Origin of the sequence: Streptococcus sp. HMSC063B03, assembly GCF_001836965.1 — a bacterium.
GTDB lineage: Bacteria > Bacillota > Bacilli > Lactobacillales > Streptococcaceae > Streptococcus > Streptococcus pneumoniae_F.
This window is the reverse complement of sequence record NZ_KV831054.1, coordinates 25,430-41,626: the sequence shown is the minus strand read 5'-3', so window position 1 is coordinate 41,626 and position 16,197 is coordinate 25,430. Positions and strand designations below refer to the sequence as shown.

20 protein-coding genes are annotated in these 16,197 nt (G+C 41.6%); 18 read left to right on the top strand and 2 right to left on the bottom strand.

Annotation, left to right across the window (positions count from 1 at the left end; translation table 11 throughout):
* The 8 genes from HMPREF2628_RS07960 to HMPREF2628_RS07925 all read left to right on the top strand — a co-directional run.
* Positions 1-287: TipC family immunity protein (locus tag HMPREF2628_RS07960; protein WP_180364284.1), on the top strand; the 287-nt coding region annotated here is incomplete at its 5' end.
* Between the two features lie 4 nt (positions 288-291).
* Positions 292-900 (top strand): TipC family immunity protein, encoded by a 609-nt coding sequence (locus HMPREF2628_RS07955; protein WP_070842844.1) that lies wholly within the window; start codon positions 292-294, stop codon positions 898-900.
* A gap of 4 nt (positions 901-904) precedes the next feature.
* Positions 905-1,519 (top strand): TipC family immunity protein, encoded by a 615-nt coding sequence (locus HMPREF2628_RS07950; RefSeq protein WP_070842843.1) that lies wholly within the window; start codon positions 905-907, stop codon positions 1,517-1,519.
* A gap of 4 nt (positions 1,520-1,523) precedes the next feature.
* A complete protein-coding gene (locus tag HMPREF2628_RS07945; protein WP_070842842.1) occupies positions 1,524-2,135 on the top strand; it encodes a TipC family immunity protein in 612 nt (203 codons plus the stop codon).
* A 225-nt stretch (positions 2,136-2,360) separates the two neighbouring features.
* Positions 2,361-3,407: a FecCD family ABC transporter permease gene (locus HMPREF2628_RS07940; RefSeq protein ID WP_070842841.1), complete on the top strand. Its 1,047-nt coding sequence runs from the start codon at positions 2,361-2,363 to the stop codon at positions 3,405-3,407.
* Between the two features lies 1 nt (position 3,408).
* Positions 3,409-4,164: an ABC transporter ATP-binding protein gene (locus HMPREF2628_RS07935; protein ID WP_070842840.1), complete on the top strand. Its 756-nt coding sequence runs from the start codon at positions 3,409-3,411 to the stop codon at positions 4,162-4,164.
* Positions 4,165-4,183: 19 nt separating this feature from the next.
* Positions 4,184-5,194, top strand: coding sequence for an ABC transporter substrate-binding protein (locus HMPREF2628_RS07930; protein WP_070842839.1), 1,011 nt, complete (start codon positions 4,184-4,186; stop codon positions 5,192-5,194).
* On the top strand, positions 5,175-5,867 hold the full coding sequence (locus HMPREF2628_RS07925; RefSeq protein ID WP_070842838.1) for an alpha/beta hydrolase-fold protein: 693 nt from the start codon (positions 5,175-5,177) through the stop codon (positions 5,865-5,867). The genes HMPREF2628_RS07930 and HMPREF2628_RS07925 overlap by 20 nt, the downstream gene beginning before the upstream one ends.
* Positions 5,868-5,910: 43 nt before the next feature.
* Here the strand turns inward: HMPREF2628_RS07925 and HMPREF2628_RS07920 are convergent, their stop codons facing one another.
* Positions 5,911-6,660, bottom strand: a complete 750-nt coding sequence (locus HMPREF2628_RS07920) for a lysophospholipid acyltransferase family protein (RefSeq protein ID WP_070842837.1) — start codon at positions 6,658-6,660, stop codon at positions 5,911-5,913.
* Between the two features lie 132 nt (positions 6,661-6,792).
* On the opposite strand from HMPREF2628_RS07920, the gene HMPREF2628_RS07915 reads away from it, so the two are divergent.
* From HMPREF2628_RS07915 to HMPREF2628_RS07890, 6 genes are all read left to right on the top strand, one after another.
* The gene (locus HMPREF2628_RS07915) at positions 6,793-9,129 is read left to right on the top strand and encodes a cation-translocating P-type ATPase (protein WP_070842836.1); all 2,337 of its coding nucleotides are present in this window, start codon (positions 6,793-6,795) and stop codon (positions 9,127-9,129) included.
* 101 nt (positions 9,130-9,230) lie between these two features.
* Positions 9,231-9,908: a tRNA (adenine(22)-N(1))-methyltransferase gene (locus HMPREF2628_RS07910; RefSeq protein WP_070842835.1), complete on the top strand. Its 678-nt coding sequence runs from the start codon at positions 9,231-9,233 to the stop codon at positions 9,906-9,908.
* Positions 9,895-10,692 (top strand): Nif3-like dinuclear metal center hexameric protein, encoded by a 798-nt coding sequence (locus tag HMPREF2628_RS07905; RefSeq protein ID WP_070842834.1) that lies wholly within the window; start codon positions 9,895-9,897, stop codon positions 10,690-10,692. The genes HMPREF2628_RS07910 and HMPREF2628_RS07905 overlap by 14 nt, the downstream gene beginning before the upstream one ends.
* Positions 10,693-10,708: 16 nt before the next feature.
* On the top strand, positions 10,709-11,812 hold the full coding sequence (locus tag HMPREF2628_RS07900; RefSeq protein ID WP_070842833.1) for an NAD(P)/FAD-dependent oxidoreductase: 1,104 nt from the start codon (positions 10,709-10,711) through the stop codon (positions 11,810-11,812).
* Positions 11,813-11,914: 102 nt separating this feature from the next.
* Complete coding sequence (gene galE, locus HMPREF2628_RS07895; protein WP_070842832.1) at positions 11,915-12,934, top strand: UDP-glucose 4-epimerase GalE; 1,020 nt, start codon at positions 11,915-11,917, stop codon at positions 12,932-12,934.
* Position 12,935: 1 nt separating this feature from the next.
* Positions 12,936-13,901: a glycosyltransferase family 2 protein gene (locus HMPREF2628_RS07890; RefSeq protein WP_049487138.1), complete on the top strand. Its 966-nt coding sequence runs from the start codon at positions 12,936-12,938 to the stop codon at positions 13,899-13,901.
* A 57-nt stretch (positions 13,902-13,958) separates the two neighbouring features.
* Here the strand turns inward: HMPREF2628_RS07890 and HMPREF2628_RS10565 are convergent, their stop codons facing one another.
* Complete coding sequence (locus HMPREF2628_RS10565; protein WP_161683526.1) at positions 13,959-14,156, bottom strand: ferredoxin; 198 nt, start codon at positions 14,154-14,156, stop codon at positions 13,959-13,961.
* Positions 14,157-14,201: 45 nt separating this feature from the next.
* Between HMPREF2628_RS10565 and HMPREF2628_RS07885 the strand changes: the two genes are divergently transcribed.
* The 4 genes from HMPREF2628_RS07885 (at position 14,202) to HMPREF2628_RS07870 (ending at position 16,182) form a co-directional block, all read left to right on the top strand.
* Positions 14,202-14,702 carry an SAG1386/EF1546 family surface-associated protein gene (locus HMPREF2628_RS07885; protein ID WP_070842831.1) on the top strand — a complete coding sequence of 167 codons (501 nt, stop codon included), beginning with the start codon at positions 14,202-14,204 and terminating at the stop codon, positions 14,700-14,702.
* Between the two features lie 9 nt (positions 14,703-14,711).
* The gene (cmk, locus tag HMPREF2628_RS07880) at positions 14,712-15,386 is read left to right on the top strand and encodes a (d)CMP kinase (RefSeq protein ID WP_070842830.1); all 675 of its coding nucleotides are present in this window, start codon (positions 14,712-14,714) and stop codon (positions 15,384-15,386) included.
* A gap of 119 nt (positions 15,387-15,505) precedes the next feature.
* A complete protein-coding gene (locus tag HMPREF2628_RS07875; protein WP_070842829.1) occupies positions 15,506-16,012 on the top strand; it encodes a dihydrofolate reductase in 507 nt (168 codons plus the stop codon).
* Positions 16,012-16,182: a hypothetical protein gene (locus HMPREF2628_RS07870; protein WP_000442260.1), complete on the top strand. Its 171-nt coding sequence runs from the start codon at positions 16,012-16,014 to the stop codon at positions 16,180-16,182. The genes HMPREF2628_RS07875 and HMPREF2628_RS07870 overlap by 1 nt, the downstream gene beginning before the upstream one ends.
* The last annotated feature ends 15 nt before the right edge of the window (positions 16,183-16,197 follow it).

Genomic DNA, 16,197 nt, shown 5'->3' with positions numbered 1-16,197 from the left:
ATATTACCCTATGGTATTCGGCACACTATAATATAAAAAAGAAAGTACTTCAAAAGGAGCTTGCTATTTTTGAAGAGCCAAGGAAACCAGGTCAATATCTTGATGATGAAGAAAAAGTAAGAGAATATTTAAGAAAAAATAATATTTCCAAAGAAGAATTAGAGAAAGACTATGACGAAATCGTCAACCAGAAAGTCTTGAAAGACTGGTGTACCATTTATGACAGTAAGTACACGCCAAGCAATTATGGTGAGGTCAAGGTTGAAACCCAGTGGGAGAATTGGTGATAACATGAAGAAAATACTAGGTGTTTTAACAATAATTGTATTACTTGTATCAGTTTGTTTTTACTTTTTTCCTAAACAACCTAAAAATATTTTTGATGAAATCTATCAGGAGACAGAAAAAACATATCGAGTGAATAATGTTTTAAGGCATATAGAAGGTTTTGAAATTAGTCCAGGTTGGCCTAATGATGGAGAATATTTTGCATACACCCCTTCAGGGAAATATCAAACTCATCCTGAAGGTTATAAAGACATAAGTATTAGCTTTAATTTTGGAGAAGGTATTAAAGGATTGACGATACGTTTTGAAAAAAGGATTAATTCGGATATTACCCTATGGTATTCAGCACACTATAATATAAAAAAGAAAAATCTCAAAAAAGGGCTTGCGATTTTTGAAGAGCCAAGGCAACCAGGTCAATATCTTGATGATGAAGAAAAAGTAAGAAACTATTTAAAAAAATATAACATAACCAAAGAAGAATTAGAGAAGGACTACGACGAAATCATCAACCAGAAAGTCTTGAAAGACTGGTGCTCGATTTATGACAGCAAGTATTCGCCAAGCAACTATGGCGATGTCAAGATTGAAACCCAGTGGGAGAATTGGTGACAATATGAAGAAAATATTCAGTTTATTGGCTTTAGTCTTACTAGTTGTATTATTTTGTTTTTACTTTTTTCCTAAACAACCTAAAAATATTTTTGATGAAATCTACCATGAGACGGAGAAAACCTATCGGTCAAATAATATTTTAAGAAACATAGATGGCTTTAAAATCAGACCTGATTGGTCGAGTGATGACCCAAATATTTTGTATACTCCGTTCGGATTATACAACAAAGAGAAAACACCGTCAGATTATTATGAGATAGAAATTGGGTTTAATTTTGAATATACATCTCAATTAAGCTCCGTTACATTTGAGAGGCAAGTAGGACCAAACACGAGAGTTAGGATATGGAATAAATATACTTATCAAGACCGTACTTTAAAAAAAATTGTCAAAATAGGTTTGAAGAAAGCAGATACGGAAACTTATATTGAAGACGAAGCTCAGGTGAAATCCTACCTAGAACAGTACGGTATCACTGCTAAGGACTTGGATTCTTACTACGACGAAATCGTCAACCAGAAAGTCTTGAAAGATTGGTGCACGATTTATGACAGCAAGTACTCGCCAAGCAACTATGGTGAGGTGAAAGTCGAAACCCAGTGGGAGAATTGGTGATAACATGAAGAAAATCCTAGGCCTAGTATCCTTATTCGTGATAATTGTATTATCCTGTTTCTACTTTTTTATCCAACAACCTAAAAATATCTTTGATGAGATTTATCAGGAAACAGAGAAAACCTATCTAGGAAATAATGTCTTTAACAAGTTGAAAGATGTTGAAGCACATAAATATCAAGAGTATAGTGATGATTATAGATTTTATCCAAGTGTCGTCTATGAGGAAAATGCTTTACCAGATAGCTATGAGAAAATTGCTATAGATTTTAATTTTAAATCCGAAGCTCAATTAAGCTTAATTTCATTTGAAAAACGGATAGAGTCCAACGTTAGTATAAAAATGTGGACTGTATATTCTCATAAAGAACGTAGTTTAAAAAAATTTGTAAAAATAGTTTTGAAGAAGGCAGATACGAAAAATTACATCGAAGACGAGGCTCAGGTGAAATCCTACCTAGAGCAGTACGGTATCACTGCCAAGGATTTGGATTCTTACTACGACGAAATCGTAAATCAGAAAGTCCTGAAAGATTGGTGCTCGATTTATGACAGCAAGTATTCTCCAAGCAACTATGGTGAGGTGAAAGTCGAAACCCAGTGGGAGAATTGGTGACATAAAGATTCTCACTAATTATATAAACAGGTGGCTCTCTATTTTCAGAGGGCTTTTTATGTTGTCACTTTACCTCGATATACTCAAGTATAATCTTCGGTTACGATTATTAGTACTGTAAGACCAACTATATTTATTTTTCTCATCTTGTTCCATTGTTGAAAATATGGTATACTTTTCATGAGAATTTTCTAAATTTTTAAGATTCTATCAAAGGAGGTTTGCATGCTTTCCAAATTTTCTGGAAGCCGACAGGACCTGCAATTTGTATTGCTTTTAGGTATTTTGCTAGGTATTTTAGGGATTTCTCTCTTTCTAGCAGTTTCAATGGGATCTGTTGCGATTGATTTAGGAGATACCTATCGGATTATTTTGAGCAGGTTGGGATTTCCTCTTGAGATAGGAGAGGTTTCTAAGTCTACTCTTGCCATTGTATGGAACATGAGATTCCCCCGAGTATTGTTAGGTCTGATAGTAGGAGCAGGCCTTTCTATGTGTGGTAGTGTGATGCAGTCCACGGTAAACAATCCCATCGCTGAGCCCTATGTCTTAGGAATCTCTGCGGGTGCAACTCTAGGGGCAACCTTGAGCATCATTTTTGGTTTAAAATTGGTGATTAGCCTTGGAGCTTTTCTTGGAGCTATTTTGGCAACAATTGCTGTCCTCATCATTGCCTCTATTCAGGGAAGGATGACGACTTCCAGTCTGATTTTATCAGGAACGGTGGTCAACGCTCTCTTTCTGGCATTTTCCAACTTTATTATCTCAGTCGGAGCTAATGCGGACAGTGTGATGACCATTAAGTTTTGGACCATGGGCTCGCTCGCTGGGACTTCCTGGGCAGACTTGGTCCTGCCAACTATAGTAGTAGGAATAGCCTTTCTATTTTTCTCTACTCAGTATCGTGTTTTCAATGCGATGATGATGGGAGATGAGGCTGCTTTAACTTTGGGGATTCCCTTACGCTTTTATTGGTATCTTTATGTGACCATGGTGGCTGTGCTGACAGCAGTCTTAGTGGCAACCTGTGGGATTATTGGATTTGTCGGTCTGATTACTCCACATTTAGCTCGAGGGTTAGTAGGAACGAGTTACAAGAGACTTTTTCCTGTTGCAACCTTGCTAGGTGCCCTCTTTGTCATCTGGGCAGACGTACTCTCTCGTATCATCATTCCAAACGCAGAGCTTCCTATTGGTATTTTCACAGCCTTAGTAGGTGCTCCCTTCTTTATCTACATTGTTGGAGGTAGGCGAAGGGAGGTGAGGGTCTGACATGGACTTGATTTGTAAGGATATCCATTTTGGACTGGGAGAGAAAAAAATCCTCAAGGGAGTTTCTCTTAAAGTTGAAGGGAATCAATTTCACACGATACTAGGACCAAATGGAAGTGGAAAAACCAGCCTGCTTAAACTCCTCTATCGTCAGGAAAAGGCGGATAAAGGCTTGATAAGCTTAGATGGAAAGCCTCTGGAACAATGGACGATCAAAGAAACAGCCAAGCAAATGGCAGTTGTCACCCAGTTTAATCAATTGCAGTTTGATTGTACAGTTGAGGAAATCGTCTTGCTGGGAAGAACTCCCCACCTCTCTTTTTTACAGAAGGAAAGGGAAAGGGATTATGCCCTCGTTCAAGATGCCCTCGTTAAGGTGGATATGCTCGAGAAGAAAACTCGTCTCTATTCGTCCCTGTCAGGGGGAGAGAAACAGCGAGTCTTACTAGCCCGCGCCTTGGCGCAAGAACCGACTCTCTTGCTCTTGGACGAACCAACCAATCACCTGGATATCAAGTATCAGCTAGACTTGTTGGCCATTGTGAAGAATCTCAAGGTTAATGTTCTAGCTGTCCTGCATGATATTCAACTTGCTTGTCGCTATTCGGATTATCTCTATCTGATGAAAGAGGGGGAAATCCTTTACCAAGGGACTCCAAAGGAGACCATCACCCCTGAGTCATTGCAAACTGTATACGGAGTTCAAAGTCAGGTGACTTGGACCGAGGATCAGCAAGCCATGATTCACTATTTATAAGAATGAAAAGGAAAACAAGATGAAAAAATCACTAAGCATTTTACTCGTAACAGTAGCTACCCTAACCATGGCAGCTTGTGGCAATACTACTACAGAAAAAGCTACCACACAATCTAGCACAGAAACAAGTCAAAAGGCTAAAGCAGAGACGACTTATCCACTAACGGTTAAGACCTATGACGCGAAAGGAAATGAAGTCGAACAAGTTTTTGACAAGACGCCTGAAAAAGTTATCACCAACAATCTTTCAACCACTGAAATCTTATTGGAGTTAGGCTTGAAGGATAAAATTGCTGGCATGCTTAATCCTGATAATGCTGTGACGGACAAATACAAGGATGCTATTGCAGCTATTCCTCAAATTGGGGATAAAAAAACAGTCTCACAAGAGACAGTCCTTTCTTATGAGCCAGACGCTGTGATGGGTCGAAACATGATGTTTTCTGAAAAATCCTTGGGGACAGTTAGCACTTGGAATGAAAACAAAATCCCAGTCTATACGCAAAAAGCTTCTCTCTCAACGATTCAGCAAGATTTAGGAAATATTGTAGAAGATGTTAAAAATCTTGGAATGATTTTTAATGTTCAGGACAAGGCCAATGAATACGCAGCCCAATTACAAACTAAAATTGACGCTGTTAAGAAAGCAAATCCAGCAAGTCAAGGTGAAAAGAAAAAGGCTTTGATTATGGTTGCTTATAATGATGAAACCTTCGGTGCCTACAAGTCTGCTTTGCAAGAAAGTTTGCTGAACCAACTTGGTTATACAAACGTTGCTACGGGGACATCAGGCTTGACCTTGGAAAACCTCGTGTCAATGGATCCTGAATTGATTATCTATGTAACCAGCGACCGCAATAAAAAATTGGATGAAAAAGCAGTAGAGTTGATGAAGGCAAATGCTGTTTTGGAAAGCGTTCCTGCTATTAAGAATCAAAAAATCATGACCATCTCTTACGATGAATTGATGGACTATGGTCCAGCAGTGATTGATTCTCTTGAGAAAATCAATGACTTTATCAATAAATAATGAGTTTGATTGGGAAGGAACTCAAGTCAAAATCAGCCTTCCCTCTAACTACGACCCCAATCAAACCTATCCGGCTATTTTATTGAATGATGGAAACTTGGATTTCCTATCGTCCCTTTCCGAATCTGTGATTTTAGTGGGCTTGACCTCTAAAAATCGCCTAGACGACTACACTCCCTGGGCGACATCAGCTCTGAGAGATGGAGCTCCAGATTTTGGAGGTCAGGCCAACGCCTATCATGATCATTTGTTTGGAGGTCTTTTAGACAAGTTGCAGTCGCTTTATCGCCTGGACGAAACTCGCCTTGCTTATGGAGGTTATTCACTAGGTGGCTTGGCGGCAGTTTACAGTCTTTTCAGCTTTGACAAGGTTTCCTGTGTCTTCTCCATCTGCGGTTCCTTTTGGTATCCTGATTTTGTGACTTACTGCAAGGCAGAGACAGTGAAAAATCTAGACTGTTTGCTGTATTTACAGAATGGTCAAACAGAAGGAGCACACCATACTAATCGCTTGGGTCAAGCACCAGTCTATGCTAAGAAAATCCATACCAGTCTTCAGAAACGCTATCCGAACGGTCAGTTTGTCTTTGATCCTTATGGACACCATGAACAAGTAGCTGAGCGATTTCTAGTTTTTTCCAGCTGGTTGGCCCAAAAATGGAAAATCGAATAAAAGATTTATCCCTTGGCTTTTGCCAAGGGATTGTTGTATTTATTTAACCAAGAGCCTCTCTCTTTTTATCTGGATTCCATACGAAGCTTGCGATAAAGCTAAAGATGATAGTTAGGATAGCGAGGATAATGGCAAGGATGAGAGCAGGGATGCGGATAAACCACCAGAGTGGATTTGGTTTTTTATCATTGTGCCATTGTTTCGTTTCTTGGTCCAAACGTTGAAATTCTGCTTGGATGCGATTGGCGACTGTTTCAATACCTTCATCATTCATTTTCTTGATATCTGAGATATCTATTGGATTTCCAAAGTTCATATCGACACGTTCACGGCTAACTAAGCCCTTCAAAGTCATGGGACCTGTGTAGGTAACCGGCATGATACGGACCTTGGCCATTTTGGCAATCAAGGCTACGCCACCCTTGACATCGTTTGAGTGACGGCTCCCACTTGGAAACATGATGAGAGAGCGGTCGCTTTTTTTGAGAACATTGATAGGGTATTTGATGGCTGAGGCGCTAGGATTTTCACGGTCAATAGGAAAGGCACCACACATACGAATCCACCAACCAAAGATACGGTTGGTAAAGAGTTCTTTTTTGGCCATAAAGATGAACTGTTTTGGTTTGGTCGCAAAGGCCATATAAACTGGATCCCACCAAGTGCGATGAGGCGCAACTAAAATATAATTTTCATCTTGATTAGGAATTTTATCAGTATTATGATAGTGGGCATTGCCATTGATGGACCATAGGAGCAAGACAACCAATCCACGTAAATAAGTATAAAACATGCGATCTCCTTCAATTATTTTCTTGTTATTATTATACCTTATCAAAGGAGGGCTGGCAAACTTTTCCCTTGACTAGGTGCATATTTGGGGTGAGATTAGAATTCTGTTAAAAAAAATGATATGATAGAATTTATGGATAAAAATAAGATTATGGGATTAACCCAAAGAGAAGTCAAGGAAAGACAGGCTAAGGGCTTGGTCAATGATTTTACTGCATCGGCCAGTACTAGCACTTGGCAAATCGTTAAACGAAATGTCTTTACCCTTTTTAACGCTTTGAACTTTGCCATTGCTTTGGCCCTTGCCTTTGTGCAGGCTTGGAGCAATTTGGTCTTTTTTGCTGTTATCTGCTTTAACGCTTTTTCTGGGATTGTGACCGAGCTGCGGGCTAAACACATGGTGGACAAGCTCAATCTCATGACCAAGGAAAAGGTCAAGACTATTCGTGATGGCCAAGAAGTGGCTCTGAATCCTGAAGAATTGGTGTTAGGAGATGTCATTCGTTTGTCTGCAGGAGAGCAGATTCCTAGTGATGCCTTGGTTTTGGAAGGCTTTGCGGAAGTCAATGAAGCCATGTTGACGGGGGAAAGTGATTTGGTGCAAAAGGAAGTGGATGCCTTGCTTTTGTCAGGAAGTTTCTTAGCCAGTGGGGCAGTTTTAGCTCGTGTCCATCATGTCGGTGCAGACAACTATGCTGCCAAACTCATGCTGGAAGCCAAGACCGTTAAACCCATCAACTCTCGTATCATGAAATCACTGGACAAGCTAGCAGGTTTTACTGGGAAAATTATCATTCCCTTTGGTCTGGCTCTCTTGCTAGAAGCCTTGATGTTAAAAGGCTTGCCTCTTAAGTCGTCCGTTGTAAATTCGTCGACAGCTCTTTTGGGGATGTTACCTAAGGGAATTGCTCTTTTGACCATCACTTCACTCTTAACCGCGGTGATTAAGCTGGGCTTGAAAAAGGTTTTGGTGCAGGAGATGTACTCTGTTGAGACCTTGGCGCGCGTGGATATGCTCTGTTTGGATAAGACGGGCACCATCACCCAAGGAAAGATGCAGGTGGAGGCTGTTCTTCCACTGACGGACACTTATGGTGAAGAGACTATTGCCAGCATTTTAGCTAGCTACATAGCTCACAGTGAGGATAAAAATCCAACAGCTCAAGCTATTCGCCAGCGTTTCCAAGGCCAAGTAGCCTATCCTATGCTCTCTAATCTTCCTTTCTCAAGCGACCGCAAGTGGGGAGCTATGGAATTGGAAGGTCTGGGGACAGTTTTCTTAGGGGCACCTGAGATGTTGCTGGATTCTGAGGTCCCAGAAGCCAGAGAGGCCTTGGAGAGAGGTTCACGTGTCTTGGTCTTAGCCCTCAGTCAGGAAAAATTAGACCACCACAAACCACAGAAACCATCTGATATTCAGGCTCTAGCCTTGCTGGAGATCTTGGACCCGATACGAGAAGGAGCAGCAGAGACACTAGACTATCTCCGTTCTCAGGAAGTGGGCCTCAAGATTATCTCTGGTGACAATCCAGTTACGGTATCTAGCATTGCCCAGAAGGCTGGCTTTGCGGACTACCACAGCTATGTCGATTGCTCGAAAATTACGGATGAGGAATTGGTTGCTATGGCGGAGGAGACTGCGATTTTCGGACGTGTTTCCCCTCATCAAAAGAAACTCATCATCCAAACACTGAAAAAAGCGGGTCATACAACAGCTATGACAGGGGATGGAGTTAATGATATTCTGGCTCTTCGTGAGGCGGATTGTTCTATCGTGATGGCTGAGGGAGATCCCGCGACTCGTCAGATTGCCAATCTGGTTCTCTTGAACTCTGACTTCAATGATGTTCCTGAGATTCTCTTTGAAGGTCGTCGTGTGGTCAATAACATTGCCCACATCGCCCCGATTTTCTTGATTAAGACGATTTATTCCTTCTTGCTCGCAGTTATCTGTATCGCCAGTGCTTTACTAGGTCGGTCTGAGTGGATCTTGATTTTTCCCTTCATTCCAATCCAGATTACCATGATTGACCAGTTCGTGGAAGGTTTCCCACCATTCGTTCTGACTTTTGAGCGAAATATCAAACCTGTTGAGCCAAACTTCCTCAGAAGATCTATGCTTCGTGCTCTACCAAGTGCTCTCATGGTCGTCTTCAGCGTTCTTTTTGTGAAAATATTTGGAAGTAGCCAAGGTTGGTCTGAGTTAGAAATCTCAACTCTACTCTATTATCTCTTGGGATCAATTGGTTTCTTATCCGTATTTAGAGCCTGCATGCCATTTACCCTATGGCGTGTCCTCTTGATTGTTTGGTCAGTAGGAGGCTTCCTAGCCACAGCTCTCTTCCCAAGAATTCAAAAACTGCTTGAAATTTCAATCTTAACAGGACAAACATTACCTGTTTATGGTGTCATGATGTTGGTCTTTACCGTGATTTTCATCCTGACTAGTCGCTATCAAGCCAGAAAATAAAGAAAGGCTGCAATCTGTGGATTGCGGTCTTTTTAGGTGCAGAAGTGCTAGTTGAAATGTGGTATAATAAGAGGTAATAGAGTTTTGGAAAGTGAGAGAAGATGATTTCAAAGAGATTAGAGTTGGTGGCGTCTTTTGTGCCGCAGGGAGCCATTTTACTAGATGTGGGAAGTGACCATGCTTACCTGCCTATCGAGTTGGTCGAAAGAGGCCAAATCAAAAGTGCCATTGCAGGTGAGGTGGTGGAAGGCCCCTATCAGTCTGCGGTCAAAAATGTTGAGGCTCACGGTCTAAAGGAGAAAATCCAGGTTCGTTTAGCCAATGGCTTGGCAGCCTTTGAAGAGGCAGACCAAGTGTCGGTCATTACCATTGCTGGTATGGGTGGTCGTTTGATTGCGAGGATTTTAGAAGAAGGCTTGGACAAGCTAGCTAATGTAGAGCGTTTGATCCTCCAGCCTAATAATCGTGAAGACGACTTGCGTATCTGGTTGCAAGACAACGGATTTCAGATTATAGCCGAAAGCATCTTAGAAGAAGCTGGCAAGTTTTACGAGATTTTGGTGGTGGAAGCAGGACAAATGAAGCTATCAGCCAGCGATGTCCGCTTTGGTCCTTTTTTGTCCAAAGAAGTCAGCCCAGTCTTTGTCCAAAAATGGCAAAAAGAAGCTATTAAGCTAGAGTTTGCCCTTGGACAAATCCCAGACAAAAATCTGGAAGAACGTCAAGTTCTAGTAGATAAGATTCAAGCCATCAAGGAGGTGCTCCATGTTAGCAAGTGAAGTGATTAACGCGTATGAAGCCTTTTGCCCTCAGGAATTTTCCATGGAGGGAGACAGTCGTGGTCTGCAAATTGGCACTTTGGACAAGGATATCCAAAGGGTCATGGTGACTCTGGATATTCGTGAAGAAACGGTGGCTGAAGCTATTGAAAAGGGTGTAGACTTGATTATCGTTAAGCACGCACCTATTTTCCGTCCCATCAAGGATTTGGTAGCTAGCCGTCCACAAAATCAGATTTACATTGATCTCATCAAGCATGACATTGCAGTTTATGTCAGCCATACCAATATTGACATCGTTGAAAATGGCCTCAATGACTGGTTCTGCCAGATGCTAGGTATCGAGGAAACGACCTATCTACAGGAGACAGGTCCAGAACGTGGAATTGGTCGTATTGGAACTATTCAGCCTCAGACATTTGGGGAATTGGCCCAACATGTCAAGCAAGTCTTTGGTTTAGATAGCCTTCGAATGGTGCATTATCAAGAGAGTGATTTGCAGAAGTCTATTTCAAGAGTGGCCATCTGTGGTGGTAGCGGGCAGTCTTTCTATAAGGATGCTTTAGCTAAAGGAGCGGATGTCTATATCACTGGTGATATTTACTACCACACTGCCCAGGATATGTTGTCTGATGGCTTGCTAGCATTGGACCCAGGTCACTATATTGAAGTGCTTTTTGTGGAAAAAATTGCAGCACTACTTACTCAATGGAAGGAAGAAAAGGGCTGGGATATTGATATCTTGCCTAGTCAGGCATCGACCAATCCTTTCCACCATATCTAGTTAGGAAGTGAAGACAATGAAAAAAGTTGCCATTATTGGAGCAGGGATTGTAGGTGCCACAGCCGCCTACTACCTCTCCAAAGAAGCAGATTTAGAGGTGACCGTTTTTGACCATGGACAAGGTCAGGCTACCAAGGCAGCAGCGGGAATTATCAGTCCTTGGTTCTCCAAACGCCGCAATAAAGCTTGGTACAAGATGGCGCGCTTGGGAGCTGACTTTTATGTGGATTTGTTGGCTGATTTAGAAAAGTCTGGTCAGGAAATCGACTTTTACCAACGCTCAGGAGTTTTTCTCTTGAAAAAGGACGAATCCAAGTTGGAAGAACTCTATCAACTAGCCCTCCAGCGCAGAGAAGAATCTCCCTTGATAGATCAGTTAGCCATTCTGGATCCAGCATCAGCTAATGAATTATTCCCTGGCTTGCAGGGATTTGATCGCTTGCTCTATGCTTCTGGTGGAGCGAGAGTAGATGGTCAACTCTTAGTGACTCGTTTACTAGAAGCCAGTCAGGTCAAGCTGGTCAAAGAAAAAGTAACTCTGACACCTTTAGCATCAGGTTACCAGATTGACGAAGAGGTGTTTGATCAGGTTATTTTGGCGGCGGGAGCTTGGTTGGGACACCTGTTAGAGACTTTAGGTTATGAAGTAGATGTTCGTCCCCAAAAGGGGCAACTCCGAGATTATCAACTTGCCCAAGACATGGAAGCTTACCCTGTTGTTATGCCTGAAGGGGAGTGGGATTTGATTCCTTTTGCAGGTGGGAAATTGTCCTTAGGTGCTACCCATGAAAATGATATGGGATTTGATTTGACGGTAGATAAAATCTTGCTCAAACAAATGGAGGAGGCAGCCTTGCCCCATTATCCAGTTTTAGCTAGAGCGACTTCAAGAGCTGAGCGTGTGGGAATCCGTGCCTATACCAGTGATTTCTCTCCTTTCTTTGGGCAGGTTCCAGAATTAGCAGGTGTCTATGCTGCTAGTGGACTAGGTTCATCAGGCCTCACAACGGGTCCTATCATTGGTTACCATCTAGCTCAACTGATCCAAGACAAGGAGATGACTTTGGATCCTCTAAACTATCCAATTGAAAACTATGTCAAACGAGTAAAAAGAGAATAAGAATTTTACTGAAATTTTAGCCTCCCCTCTAGGATGGCAAATGACATTCCCTATCAAAAATGGTAAAATAAGAAAAAATAATCCGAGAATCGAGGAAAAAAGATGCAAGAAAAGATTTTGGTAACGGGTGGAGCAGGTTTTATCGGAACCCACACTGTTATTGAGTTAATCCAAGCAGGTCATCAGGTTGTTGTGGTGGATAACCTTGTCAACAGCAACCGTAAAAGTTTAGAAGTTGTTGAAAGAATCACAGGAGTTGAGGTGCCTTTCTATGAGGCGGATATCCGTGATACGGATACTCTCAGAGATATTTTCAAGCAAGAAGAACCAACAGGTGTCATTCACTTTGCTGGTTTGAAGGCTGTCGGTGAATCCACTCGTATCCCTCTTACCTACTATGACAACAATATCGCAGGAACTGTTAGCCTTTTGAAAGTTATGGAAGAAGCCGACTGTAAAAATATCATTTTCAGTTCTTCTGCGACAGTTTACGGAGATCCTCATACAGTGCCAATCTTGGAAGATTTCCCACTTTCAGTAACCAATCCATACGGTCGTACTAAGCTTATGCTTGAGGAAATTTTGACGGATATCTACAAGGCAGACTCAGAGTGGAATGTGGTCTTGCTTCGTTATTTCAACCCAATCGGAGCCCATGAGAGTGGTGATTTGGGAGAAAATCCAAACGGTATTCCAAACAACCTCTTGCCATATGTGACTCAAGTAGCCGTTGGGAAATTAGAGCAAGTGCAAGTGTTTGGAGACGATTACGATACGGAAGACGGAACTGGTGTTCGTGACTATATCCACGTTGTCGATTTGGCCAAAGGTCACGTTGCAGCTCTGAAAAAAATCCAAAAAGGTTCAGGTCTAAACGTTTATAACCTTGGAACAGGTAAAGGCTACTCAGTTCTTGAAATTATCCAAAATATGGAAAAAGCAGTGGGACGTCCAATTCCTTACCGCATTGTAGACCGTCGCCCAGGTGATATTGCAGCTTGCTATTCAGATCCTGCAAAAGCCAAAGCAGAACTCGGTTGGGAAGCAGAACTAGACATCACCCAAATGTGTGAAGACGCATGGCGTTGGCAAAGCAAGCATCCAAATGGATTTGAAGACTAAGATGGTGATGTCAATCATTGTCCCCTGTTTAAACGAAGAGGAAGTACTTCCTCTTTTTTATCAGGCTTTGGAAGCTTTACTTCCGGATTTGGGAACAGAAATCGAGTATGTCTTTGTCGATGATGGATCAAGTGATGGGACCTTGGAACTCTTAAAGACCTATCGGGAGCAAAATCCAGCAGTGCATTATATTTCTTTCTCGCGAAATTTTGGCAAAGAAGCAGCTCTGTATGCAGGCTTGCAATATGCGACAGGAGATCTAGTGGTGGTGATGGATGCAGACCTCCAAGATCCTCCTAGTATATTGCTTGAGATGAAAGCCTTACTAGACCAGAATACAGACTTGGACTGTGTTGGGACCAGGAGAACTAGTCGGGAGGGGGAACCCTTCTTTCGCAGTTTTTGTGCTAATCTATTTTACGGCTTCATGAAAAAAATTAGTCCAGTAGCCCTGCCGTCAGGTGTCCGTGATTTTCGCATGATGAGAAGGTCTGTAGTCGATGCCATTTTAAGCTTGACTGAGTCCAATCGTTTTTCGAAGGGACTCTTTGCCTGGGTGGGTTTTAAAACCCACTATCTGGACTATCCAAATGTCGAAAGGAAGGCTGGTAAGACCAGTTGGAGTTTTAGGCAACTCTTTTTCTACTCCATTGAAGGGATTGTTAATTTTTCAGATTTTCCCTTGATTATAGCCTTTGTGGCAGGTCTCCTATCGTGTTTTATTTCTCTGCTTATGACCTTTTTTGTTGTGGTTCGGACTCTCATTTTGGGTAATCCGACATCAGGTTGGACCTCTCTGATGGCTGTTATTCTCTTCCTTGGTGGGATTCAACTCTTGACCATTGGGATTCTCGGCAAGTATATCAGTAAGATTTATCTAGAGACTAAAAAAAGACCACTTTATCTCGTCAAAGAAAAAAGTGACCTTCCTGATTTTACAGAAAAAAATAAAGAGAAAAGACTATAATTTTGCATGGAAATATGCTAAACTAGAAGGAGTGGAACGTTCTTGTCGGTATTAGAGTTAATCTTTAATCAAGGCACGTGTCGGACAGTTTCTAACAGCTTCTACGACGTCCTGACTAGGAGAGATTTCTTTTTCTAGTTGGTCAGGGTCATCGTAAAAACGCACGATTCCATTATCGTGGTAATCAAATAAATCAGAATAAGTTTGGCAAAGCCCACAGGCGATGCAGCGTTCAGGTATAAGTGTGATTTTCATATTTATATTGTAATAAGAAAAGTAAAAAAAAACAAGGAGTAAGGTATGGCAAAAGAACCGTGGCAAGAAGATATTTATGAGAATCAGGAAGAACAGACGAGAACGGAACGACGTCAACGTAATCAAAAAGGTACAGGTATTGTTGCAAATCGTGTCTTGACGATTCTAGCTAGTCTCTTTTTCGTGATTGTTGTGGCAATGATTATAGTATTGATTTATCTTTCAAGTGGTGGGAGTAATCGTACAGCAGCCTTGAAAGATTTTTATGATTCATCTGCCCCTGCTTCAACTTCTGTAACAGAAGAATCGTCTTCTTCATCTAGCAAGACTGAAGAAGCAACTTCTACAGCGAGCTCCTCTAGTGAGAGTCATTCTGAAGAACATGCTGCTAGTGAAGGAACAATTACAGTTCAGGCTGGTGAGGGTGAAGCTGTCTTGGCGCAACGTGCAGGTATTTCAATTGCTCAATTAGAAGCATTGAATCCTGGACATATGGCTACAGGATCTTGGTTTGCAAATCCTGGAGATGTGATTAAGACTAGATAGGAGTCATAAATGAAGACGATTCAAATTGCTATCGATGGTCCAGCTTCAAGCGGTAAGAGTACGGTTGCTAAGATTATTGCTAAAGATTTTGGGTATACCTATCTAGATACAGGTGCCATGTATCGTGCGGCGACCTATATGGCTCTGAAACACCAGTTAGGAGTGGAAGAGATTGAGGAACTTTTAGCCTTATTGGACCAGCATCCAATCAGCTTTGGACGTTCAGAAACTGGAGAACAGCTTGTCTTTGTAGGAGATGTGGATATTACCCATCCTATTCGTGAAAATCAAGTGACCAATCATGTTTCTGCTATTGCAGCAATTCCTGAAGTACGTGAGAAACTAGTTTCTCTCCAACAAGAGATTGCCCAGCAAGGTGGGATTGTCATGGATGGTCGCGATATTGGGACTGTTGTATTGCCACAAGCAGAACTGAAAATTTTCTTAGTAGCTTCTGTTGATGAAAGAGCAGAACGCCGTTACAAGGAAAATATTGCCAAGGGAATTGAAACAGATCTTGAAACCCTAAAAGAGGAAATTGCTGCGCGTGACTACAAGGATAGCCATCGTGAGACTTCACCTCTCAAACAAGCAGAGGATGCAGTTTACCTTGATACAACTGGATTGAACATTCAAGAAGTAGTCAAAAAAATTGAATTAGAAGCAAAGAAACGTATGTCCTAGGGACCGGAGAAGCAGGCTAAAGCTAGCCTGCTTCTTTTCTATCAAACTGAACGCATTCCAAACCAGTCTTTTTTTGAGTTTTTTGATAAAATAGTACTATCAGTAAAAAGGATGGAAGCATGACTAAGAAAATTGTAGCTATTTGGGCCCAGGATGAAGAGGGTGTGATTGGGAAGGACAATCGTCTGCCTTGGTATTTGCCAGCAGAATTGCAACACTTTAAAGAAACAACTCTGAATCATGCTATCTTGATGGGACGCGTGACCTTTGATGGGATGGGACGTCGACTGCTTCCAAAACGGGAGACCTTGATTTTGACACGTAATTTGGAAGAAAAGCTAGACGGAGTTACTACTTTTCAGGACATCCAGTCTGTTCTAGACTGGTATCAGGGTCAAGACAAGAATCTCTATATTATCGGTGGAAAGCAAATTTTTCAGGCTTTTGAACCCTATTTGGATGAAGTCATTGTCACTCAAATCCATGCACGGGTGGAGGGAGATACCTATTTTCCTGAAGAGTTTGACTTGTCTCTTTTTGAGACGGTTTCAAGCAAATCTTATACCAAAGATGAGAAAAATCCTTATGATTTTACCATCCAATACCGCAAGAGAAAGGAAGTCTAATGGAACGTAGTATATTTGGTTTTTTCACAGCCATGCTGTGTTTGGTCTGCTTGCTTGCAGGAGCACAGGCTTTTCGTAAAAAGCGTTATGGACTTTCTGTCCTGCTCTGGTTAAATGCCTTTACTAATTTGGTCAATAGTATTCATGCTTTTTACATGACCTTATTTTAGATAGAATGACAGTAT